This is a genomic window from Kitasatospora sp. NPDC048298 (genome assembly GCF_043201465.1).
Lineage (GTDB): Bacteria > Actinomycetota > Actinomycetes > Streptomycetales > Streptomycetaceae > Kitasatospora.
The window spans coordinates 1-9,480 of sequence record NZ_JBICYZ010000129.1 but is presented as its reverse complement, the minus strand read 5'-3'; the positions used below and the strand labels follow the sequence as shown (position 1 = coordinate 9,480).

Sequence of the window (9,480 nt, the reverse complement as noted above, 5' to 3'; positions counted from 1 at the left end):
TGATCAGAACGACAAGAGCCGTGTAACGGGAGACTGTTAAGCACGGTTCTGTGAGGGCCGGGGGGTGAGATTCCCCCCGGCTACTCGGCGATGGGCCGATGACCGGCCGCTGGCGGTTCATCTCCGACCATCGTGACCTGTACGGAGTACAGCGGCTGTGCCGGGCGCTGAGGGTCTCGGCGTCCGGGTTCTACCGGTGGATCGCTGCGGCACCCGTCCGCGCCGCACGGAAGGCGGCAGAGGACGAGCTCGCCTCGACCATCGAGGAGATCCACGACGAGTCGAACGGCGCGTACGGCGTCCCGAGGATCACCCGGGAGTTGCGGGAGCGGCACGGTCCGGTGAACCACAAGCGAGTCGCGCGCGTGATGCGCGAACGCGGGATCGCCGGCCGTCACCTGCGGCGCACGGTCCGCACGACGGTCGCGGACCGGAGCGTGCCACCGGCACCGGACCTGGTCGGACGGGTGTTCGCGGCTGCGGCGCCGGACGTGCGCTGGTGCGGCGACATCACGTACCTGCCGGTCGGCGGCGCCTGGATGTACCTGGCCACCGTGATCGACATGCACTCGCGGCGGGTCGTGGGCTGGTCGCTCGCCGAGCACATGCGCGCCAGCCTGGTCGTCGACGCCGTTGCCGCCGCGGTCGACGCCCGCGGCGGCAACGTGCGCGGGGTCATTTTTCACTCGGACCGCGGCGCGCAATATACGTCCGGGGCGTTCGCCGAGGTCTGCCGGGCGCACGGCATACGGCGCTCGATGGGCCGGGTCGGCTCCAGCTACGACAACGCCCTCGCAGAGTCGTTCTTCGCCACTCTCAAGCGCGAACTGCTCCACGGCTCGCGCTGGATGACCAGACCGCAGGCCCGCACCGCGGTCTTCACCTGGATGGCCTGGTACAACCGCCGACGGCGTCACTCCGCCCTCGGCTACCGGAGCCCCGTTGACTACGAACGACAGCACGCCACCAGTATCGATAGCCTGGACCTGGTGGCATAGCAGGCAAGTGTCTACGAATTAGGGCAAAGCCCGGGCCACGGTGGCGTCCAGGTGCCGGCGCAGGGTGCGGGTGCGGAAGTCCGAGGAGACGCAGGTGTAGATGGACGTGGTGCTGGCGTGCTCGTGACCGACCTGTTCCTGGACGAAGCGGGGATCCCAGCCGTCCTCGATCAGGTGGGTGACGTAGGACCTCCGGAAGGAGTGATAGTCCAGCCCGTCGTCCAGGCCCAGGGCCTTGCGGTAGGCGATGAAGCGGGAGTTGATCCGCTGGCAGCCGATCCGCAGTCCGCGCTCGGACGGCCAGGCCGCCGGGTTACCGTCGGTGCCCAGCAGCGGGCGGACCTCGGTGAACCACTCGTCCAGGACATCGGGGGTCCAGCCGAACACGGTCAGCACGCCGCGGCGCTTGGGCGGTGAACCCTTCTTGGCCTTGCCGAACCGGACCTGGCAGCGGCCGAACCCGCCGAACTCGGCGCCGTGCGGGTTGCGGCCGAAGTCGGCGGCGTCGAGCATCCGCGTCTCGTTGCGCCGCAGCCCGTAGGCGTAGGCGGTCTTGAACAGGGTGGCGTCGCGGAACGCCGGCAGCCAGCCCTTGCGGCCGAAGGCCCGGATCCGGGCGACCTCGTCGTCGCAGTGCTCGAAGAACGCGTGCAGCTCGGCCTTGGTGAACGCCCGCTTCTTCGCGTCGGCCTCGTTGTCCTGGACGTGCACCGCGGTGTTCCACTCGTGAACGACCTGGACCGGGTGGGTGCCGAACCGCTCCTCGCACGTCGCCGCCCAGTTGTAGAGCGGGTCGGTGACGAAGTGGCAGAACGCCCGGACCGCCTCCGAGTAGGACCGGATCGTGGAACGGCGCAGATCTCTCAGCGAGCGCAGGTCACCCAGCCACTCGTCGACCATCGCCGGTGTCCAGTGCCACGGGTAGGTGTTCACGTACGCGGCGAACGCCTTGACCGTGTTCTCCCGGCCCTCCACCGTCGTCCGGGCCAGGTTCCGCGCGAGCTGCTGGTTGGCGAACCCGGTCAGCATCGCGGTGAAGACCTGTTCCTCCGGCCGCAGCAGCGCGACTCCGTCCACCAGGTGCAGTCGTGCCGCACCTGGGATCGACCCGTTGAACCCCACCGGTCCACCACCCTCCGTCACTCGCGTCGGTCGCTTGAGCATCTTGATTCGGTTCACATGGCCTTCGACCGCTCCCGAACTCCAGGTCAAAGTCAGGCCGGCCATTACGGCGTCCAGGTCGCGTTCAAGTCCGACGGCAAGGGTGTGGAGACCAGGAAGGTCGTCGCGCCGGACCGCGTCGATCCACTGTGGTAGCCGCTCGCCCTCACGCCCCGTGAGCATCTGGGCGAAGGACCTGACGTGACTGGTGAGGGCGTCGAGTTCGGGGCACTGGGCCAGGACGGGATCGTGCTGAGCTTGTTCGAGAGTTCGGCTCGCCTCGAGCGCTGCCGGGTGGTGGTTCAGTGCGACCAGAACGGGTCGTCGTACCGGGGAATGATGTCGAGGTTGCCGTTTGGCAGAGTCGGCTCGGGGACGTAGGTGCCAAAGGGGTCGCGGTCGCGGATGACGGGGATGGGGCCCACGGTGGCTTGGAAGGTGATGTTGCCGGCGGTGCCGAAGAGCATGTACACGCTGTACCCAGTGGGCGTGGTGGCGAACATGGCGGGCGGGGACCTGGGCATCGTCGTGCACGGCCGCCCAGGCCTTGCCCTCCGCCCCCGCGGTGCGGTGCGCCTCGTCGATGACGACCAGGTCGCAGGCCGGCAGGCCGAACTACTGGTGGGCCTGGACGATCCGCTCCAGCGACGCGTAGGTCGCGTACACCGTCACCGGGTCGCCCGGCTTCGCCGAGGCGACCAGGTCCGCGATCCGCGCGGCCTGCGTCGACACCTGCGCCCGCACCCGGCCGCCGGCCTCCGCACTCTCCAGCGCTTCCTCCCGCGAGCAGGCTGCCACCACCAGGCCCCGGCGCCCGCCCTTCAGCGACCACGCTTCCGGGGTCTGTTCCAGGAGTTCGATCGTCGGCACCAGGACCAGGACGACGCCGCGCGCGGCCAGGCGGCGGGCGCAGCCCGCCGCGATCAACGTCTTCCCGGAGCCGGTCGCCGCGACGACTGTCGCCCGGCCGCCGTTCTTCACCTCGCGCACCGCGGCGGCGACGGCGTCCTTCTGGAACCAGTGCAACGGCAACGGGTTCACCACACCGGCGCAGGCGGCGGACGGCTGCATCGCGGCCACGACCCGTGGTGCGAGGAACGCGCCGACCAGCCACCGCCGACCCGCGACCGCCGACCCGCGACCGCCGACGTCTCGGCCGCTTCCCGGGCGCGGGTCTCCGACGGTGAGGTCTCGTTCGATGACGACGATTCGCTGGTCGATCTATCGCTGGTCGGACGAGTAGACGTCCTTGGTTACGGCCTACTCGATACGGCCGGCAAGAACCTGAAGGTCAGCTCGCAGATTCTCGCGCAGTCCCGCGATGCCGTCCCGCTGGTCTTCGCGGAGCTGTAGCAGAGCGCGCTGGAGCTCCCCCAGGGTGGGTTCTGCGGTCGACGGGACGTTCACAGAGACTCCGAACAGACATTCCCCGCGCCGGAAGCCATCATACGGCTTCCGCTACACCGCGATCTCGCCGCCCGACATGCTACGCCTACCTCGCCCGAAGTTGCCCTGACGTGGAGTTTCGCAGGCATCTTCAAGTATTCAGTTGGCGAAGAGACTCAACGCGCGACCATCCCGACAAACGGGAGCCCGTTCCAATATTAATCCGACATGTCGCCATCTGGATTGATTTCACCTGACACACCCTTTAGGGGCATCGCCCACTATTGATCAATAGGATCCTCTTTGGGTTTTTCCCGGAAAGCCCGCACGGGGTTTGAGACATGTTAGCGAGCATTTCCAGCCAACAGCACATTGCCGACTATTCGATCATCGGTCCGCCGCTACGGTCGAAATACGCCGCGAGCAAACCGTGTGCCGCAAATCGAATGGATGGAGCAAGAGTTGAGATTTCGCAGCACTTTCATAGCCGCCGTGATCCTGGCCATGTCGGCAGCCGGAGCCAGTATTGCCAAGGCCGCCCCCGACGTCCCCGTCAGTTCGGAGACTCCGGAGAACGGCGTCACATCATGGATCACGCCCGAGCCCGAACAGTCCGTCCTTGATTTTTGGACACCCGAGCGGATCCGTCAGGCCACCGCCAACCCACTGCCTGCACCAACAGTCATCAAGGACGCCGCTGGCAAGGCACACGAACGGACGCTTCGTCACGTAGAAGTCGAGCCACAGGCCGCCAAGGCTGCCACCGCAGATTCGGTCGCGCCGCTCAGGTTGCGCCAGAAAGCGGCTCAGACCTCGCCGCTAACGGCTGCCACGATCGGGGATCTGTCACGCTCGGACCTCGCCTCACCTCTCGGGCCGGACATCAACATCACTGGTCGACTCTTCTTCGACGCCGGCAACGATAGGCTCGGAACGTGCAGCGCCGCCGTCATCGTCGCGAACAACAAGAATTCGATCTGGACTGCCGGCCATTGCTTGCACAGCGGCAAGGGCGGCGGATTCTACTCGAAGTTCCTCTTCGCGCCAGGGTACGACGAAACGGCCCCCTGGGGGTTCTGGCCCGTCAAGTCAATCATTGTCTCGTCCGCTTGGGCCGATGACAGCGACCACCTCTGGGGCGACATGGGCGGAGGGATCGTTACCGCGCAATCAGAATACGGCAATCTCCAGGACTGGATCGGCGCTTACGGTTACCGCTTCAACAGCGCATCCGACATCAACGGAGTCACTTCTCTCGGGTACCCGGTCGATGGCTACAATCGCCCCAACTCCGAGTTCCAAAACGGGTCTAAGCCCATGTACTGCCACGGCAACGCCGTCGACGCGGGCAACTGGAACCCTTTCGACAACCGGCTGAAGCTCGCCTGCGACATGGGGCACGGTGCCAGCGGCGGGCCAATCGTCGCCGACTTCCAAGGGAATAGCCAGATCGTGGGAACCAACAGCCACCGGGTGGCAGACGAGAGCGGCAACTGGACCGAGAACTACATGTACTCGTCCAACCATGGAGGTAACGCCGTCGGCGTGATCAACTGGCTCAACTCCCACTGATCCCAGGGGCGATGGTTGCGGGGCTGCGCTGACCGAGTTGCGCAGCCCCGCAACGGTGCTCTACTTGCCTCCCTCGCGGATCTCACCCATCAGAGGCCGCGGAGGATGCGAACGAAGATATTCCTCGAACGCTGCCGGGTTCTGAACATACTCCTGCATCTCCGGGGTGAGCGGGAGGTTCTCCTGCTTCACCACCACTCCCGAGTCCCGGGCGAAGACCGCCGCCGTGACTCCGCCAGCGGCCACCAAGACCCCACCCAATGCCAACAGCACCGCCCCTGCCCGCCCAACGGACACCTGGGCCCCCTCCCCTGTCGACTGCCAAGCCCGGCCGGCTATCGCCGTACCGCGACCCCCAACTGAGCCACCACAGAAGGCTCAGAACCTTCTGTCAACAATGTAGGTGGCCGAGCTCGGTGTCGAGAGCACTTGAACAACTGGGTGCCCCAAACCGAGGCAACGACCAACGACGCTCCGCACAGCGCCGTGTGGGCGGCGAGCCGCCGAATACGGTCAGTCGGCACAGGACCACTCCACACCGCTGAAGCTGATCCAGCCCCCAAACGACCCAGCCGCGTTCCAGGCCTCCAGGTTGCCGTTCGGCTGGAGGAGGCCCCGGAGTCCTACCGCTGGCCCCAGCCGCAAAGTAGCTCGCGCTGCTGGTCCACGGTTCGTCAGGTCGCTCGCCCGTTCCCCCGGGGCCGCCGGTTCGTTGAGCCGGTCGGGTGATCCCGTGGACTGAGGCGAGAGGGCGGGGACGTGCGACAGGAGTGGTCGTCGGAAGACGTGGTGGCGTGCTGGACGCTGGTGGACGGCGACTGGGACCTGGTGGCGAACAAGACCGGGCCGACGCGGCTGGGTTTCTGCCTGGTGCTGAAGTTCTTCGAGCTGGATGGCCGGTTCCCGGAGTCCGTTGAGGAGATCCCGCAGCAGGCGGTGGAGTACATCGCCGAGTTGGTGAAGGTGCCGGCCTCGGATTTCGTGAAGTACTCGCTCACTGGCCGGACGGCCGAGTACCACCGCGCGCAGATCCGCGAGGCACTGGGGTTCCGCCCGTCGACGCGGGCGGACGAGGAACGGCTGATCGGATGGCTGGCTGACGAGGTCTGCCCGGTCGAGCTGGTGGAGGATCGCGTGAGGGACGCCCTGCTGGTGCAGTGTCGGGTGGACCGGATCGAGCCGCCAGGCCGGATCGACCGCATCATCGCCTCGGCCCAGGCCCGGGCGGAGAAGGCGTTCTGCGCGCGGACCATCGAGCGTCTGGGCGAGGTGTGCGTGTCCCGGCTGCTGACGCTGGTGGCTGAGGGCAACGAGGGCGGCGCCGCGCTGCTGGCCGATCTGAAGCAGGACCCGGGGGCGGTGGGGCTGGAGTCGCTGCTGGCGGAGATCGCCAAGCTGAACTCGGTGCGCGGGTTCGGCCTGCCCGAGGGGCTGTTTGTGGACTGCTCGGAGAAGCTGCTGGCCGCGTGGCGGGCCCGGGCGATCAAGATGTACCCCTCGGACTTCCGCGACACCGCCGAGGACGCGCGGGCCACCCTGCTTGCCGCGCTGTGCTCCGCTCGGCAAGCGGAGATCACCGATGCGCTGGTGGACCTGCTGGTCGCCCTGGTGCAGAAGATCAACGCCCGTGCCGAGCGTCGGGTGGAGCGGCAGCTCACCGCCGAGTTGAAGAAGGTCCGTGGCAAGGAGGGCATCCTCTTCAAGCTCGCTGACGCGGCGGTCGGCAAGCCGGACGAGATCGTGCGGCGAGCCCTGTACCCGGTGGTCGGCGAGAGGACGCTGCGGGACCTGGTGGCCGAGGCTAAGGCGAATGAGAAGGTCTTCAAGGCCAACCTTCTCCTGCCTGAAACCCGTCCAGCTCGTCACCTTCTCCGGACTGGCCACCGCTAGCTACCTCGCCTTCGCACCCTGACGCCCGGCACCATTCCATCTCGACCAGCCGCCCGTACAACGACCGGCGGACCCGGACGGCCAGCAGATGATGGACAGCATCGGGGCCCCGCGGCCCACAACCAACCCTTAGTAGGGTCGGGGACTGGCGCGGTGGCGTGATGCTCCGTTTCCAGTCCCCGCCGCTTCAAACCGTGCATGCAGTTCTCCCGCACACGGCTTTCCGACATCGTTCACCGGCTGGCATGCGCTGTCGCCCAGTGCACGTTCCCGGTCAGGCGGTAGACCCCGAGCCGGCTGATCCACGCGTAGGTGTAACGGGTGGTCCAGTTCCGGCCCCGCAGGCCGTGTTTCCGGCTGGCGAAGATCGCCAGCCGCTCGTGGACGTAGCCGTCGATCGCGTTGAACTTCCGCCCGGAGTTGCCGTTGCGGAAGTACGCTGCCCATCCCCGAAGGACGGGGTTGAGGTCGGCCACCACGGCGGACACCGGCCGTTCGATCCGGGACCGGGAAGTCGCCACGCGGATCTTGTCCCGCAGCACCCCCAACGCCCGTGCCGAGGGCCAGCGTTGCAGGTAGAACCTGCCCCGCCACTTCCACGACTCCACCTTCCGGTGATGGAATCCGAGGAACTCGAAGCCCTGCCCGCCCCGGGTGAGGCAGACGATGCCGGACTTCTCCGGATGCAGCCGCATCCCGAGCCCGTCCAGCATCCTCTCGGCCAGTTCGCGCGCCTGCTCGGCACGCTCCCTGGTCGGCGACAGGACCACGAAGTCATCGCAATAGCGCACCAAGGTTCCCAGCCGCCGGCCCTGGTCCTGCCACGCCTCGTCGAGGACGTGCAGGGCGATATTGGCGAGCAACGGGGAAATCGGTGAGCCCTGTGGGGTTCCCGCCCCGGTCGGAGAGGTCACCCCACCCTCCAGCACCCCCATCCGCAGCCACGCTCGGATCAGCTTCAGCATCGGCCGGTCCACCGCGCGTCTCGCCACCTGAGCGACAAGGGCGTCATGCCCGATCGTCCCGAAGCAGTCCCGGATGTCGGCCTCGAACACCCATTCCTGCCGCTGGTTCGCGGCGACGCGTACGGCCTCGCACGCGTCGATCGCGGACCTCTTGGGCCGGAAGCCGTAGCTGGCCTCGGTGAAGTGGGCCTCGAAGACCGGTTCGAGGACCAGTTTCGTGGCCGTCATCACCACCCGGTCCGCCACGGTGGGGATCGACAGCGGCCGCAACTCCCCCGGCCGCCCCGACTTGGGAATCTGGACCCGCCGCAACGCTGACGGACGATACGTATGCGTCCGCAGCCGATCCGACAGGTCCTGGAGGAACACTTCCACCCCCGAAGCGGCCGCCTGGTCGACGGTCATGCCGTCCACCCCGGGGGCGCCCCGGTTCGTGCTCACGCTGGACCATGCCCGCCACAAGACGTCCATGCGGTGGACGTGGCCGTACAGGGCGTGGAACCGGCGTTCGGGTTCTTGCTTGGCACAGCGGTAGAGCGTCCACTGCAAGGCTCGGACCTTGTCCAGAGGACGCCGCTCACCGCGGCCTGTGTCCTCCCGGCGGGCGGACATAGCCGTTCCGGCACTCACCCGGGCACCTCCTTGTTCGTGTCACGCATCGATGAAGTAGGGGCCCTTCGCTCCCGGCGGGTTGTGTTGTCCCGCCGATCGGCACTACTACGACCCCCTCCGACTGCCTCTCGACAGCCCGCCATTTCCCGGTTCCGCCGGTTATAGGCGAGCCACACTCCCGGGCCGCATACCCGGGGCCGAGGAGGCTCTCTCCAGTTCCCAGGACAACCGTCCGACCATTCCACGCCCCTTACGCCGGAAGGTTCTTGAGCGCCCGCTCCAGGTTCTGGGACGCCTTCCATGGCCTTCGCCGGTCAAGCACAGGCTCGGCTCCTTCTTGGCCCGCCCCTCTCGGAGCGGGGGTTAAATAACGGCGCTGCAGGCTTCACTTCATGTTGCGGACTGGCCGGTTGCACGCCCCCGAAGGACGCTTGTCACTCCACTTCGACGCCGCCCTCTCGAACGACGCCGGGAGTCAGCTACCGGGGACCCTGGCGTCTCCCCGGACCGGACTTGCACCGGCTGGCTGCCCTGAGCTTGACGCCCGGTTACACCGTTCCACCTCCTTTGAGCTGGGACGATGCCCGAGCTGCTGGACGTACGCTTGTCGTTTTACCTCCGGTGATCGACTTGAGGTTGTTCGATCTGGTCACCCACATGGGGATCTGCCGGACAAGGCAACGGCCTCCGTCTCACGCTGTGTGATGTCGAGTCGCACAACAGAGCCGGAGGCCGTCGGTGTCGAGTGTCGTCCATGAAGCCGTTCGCCAGCAGGCAATTATGGAACTGTCCTCCTTTCGAATGGACTTGTACGCCGCGATGCCCCGCCGTGCGGACGCCCTGTTCGACCTGGCCGACGCCTTGCTGTGTGCCGACGGTCCGGTCCGCGCCCTGGT

8 protein-coding genes are annotated in these 9,480 nt (G+C 67.1%); 4 read left to right on the top strand and 4 right to left on the bottom strand.

Going from position 1 to position 9,480, the window contains the following annotated elements; translation table 11 throughout:
* The first annotated feature begins 98 nt into the window (after positions 1-98).
* Positions 99-998, top strand: coding sequence for an IS3 family transposase (locus ACGF0D_RS43425; RefSeq protein ID WP_392926017.1), 900 nt, complete (start codon positions 99-101; stop codon positions 996-998).
* Positions 999-1,016: 18 nt separating this feature from the next.
* Here ACGF0D_RS43425 and ACGF0D_RS43420 read toward each other — a convergent pair whose 3' ends face one another.
* The 3 genes from ACGF0D_RS43420 to ACGF0D_RS43410 all read right to left on the bottom strand — a co-directional run bounded on the left by ACGF0D_RS43420 (position 1,017) and on the right by ACGF0D_RS43410 (position 3,191).
* Entirely contained in the window at positions 1,017-2,120 is a 1,104-nt protein-coding gene (locus tag ACGF0D_RS43420) for a tyrosine-type recombinase/integrase (RefSeq protein WP_392926015.1), read from the bottom strand.
* A gap of 341 nt (positions 2,121-2,461) precedes the next feature.
* On the bottom strand, positions 2,462-2,683 hold the full coding sequence (locus tag ACGF0D_RS43415; RefSeq protein WP_392926013.1) for a hypothetical protein: 222 nt from the start codon (positions 2,681-2,683) through the stop codon (positions 2,462-2,464).
* 91 nt (positions 2,684-2,774) lie between these two features.
* Positions 2,775-3,191 (bottom strand): DEAD/DEAH box helicase family protein, encoded by a 417-nt coding sequence (locus ACGF0D_RS43410; protein ID WP_392926011.1) that lies wholly within the window; start codon positions 3,189-3,191, stop codon positions 2,775-2,777.
* Here ACGF0D_RS43410 and ACGF0D_RS43405 point away from each other — a divergent pair.
* The 3 genes from ACGF0D_RS43405 to ACGF0D_RS43395 all read left to right on the top strand — a co-directional run bounded on the left by ACGF0D_RS43405 (position 3,180) and on the right by ACGF0D_RS43395 (position 7,007).
* Positions 3,180-3,512 carry a hypothetical protein gene (locus ACGF0D_RS43405; RefSeq protein ID WP_392926009.1) on the top strand — a complete coding sequence of 111 codons (333 nt, stop codon included), beginning with the start codon at positions 3,180-3,182 and terminating at the stop codon, positions 3,510-3,512. The two genes, ACGF0D_RS43410 and ACGF0D_RS43405, sit on opposite strands and share 12 nt — an antisense overlap.
* 525 nt (positions 3,513-4,037) lie before the next feature.
* Positions 4,038-5,117 carry a trypsin-like serine peptidase gene (locus ACGF0D_RS43400; protein WP_392926006.1) on the top strand — a complete coding sequence of 360 codons (1,080 nt, stop codon included), beginning with the start codon at positions 4,038-4,040 and terminating at the stop codon, positions 5,115-5,117.
* 759 nt (positions 5,118-5,876) lie between these two features.
* Positions 5,877-7,007 (top strand): DUF4158 domain-containing protein, encoded by a 1,131-nt coding sequence (locus tag ACGF0D_RS43395; RefSeq protein WP_392926003.1) that lies wholly within the window; start codon positions 5,877-5,879, stop codon positions 7,005-7,007.
* Positions 7,008-7,240: 233 nt separating this feature from the next.
* On the opposite strand, the gene ltrA is transcribed toward ACGF0D_RS43395, so the two are convergent.
* Positions 7,241-8,443 (bottom strand): group II intron reverse transcriptase/maturase, encoded by a 1,203-nt coding sequence (gene ltrA / locus ACGF0D_RS43390; protein WP_392926019.1) that lies wholly within the window; start codon positions 8,441-8,443, stop codon positions 7,241-7,243.
* Positions 8,444-9,480 lie beyond the last annotated feature (1,037 nt).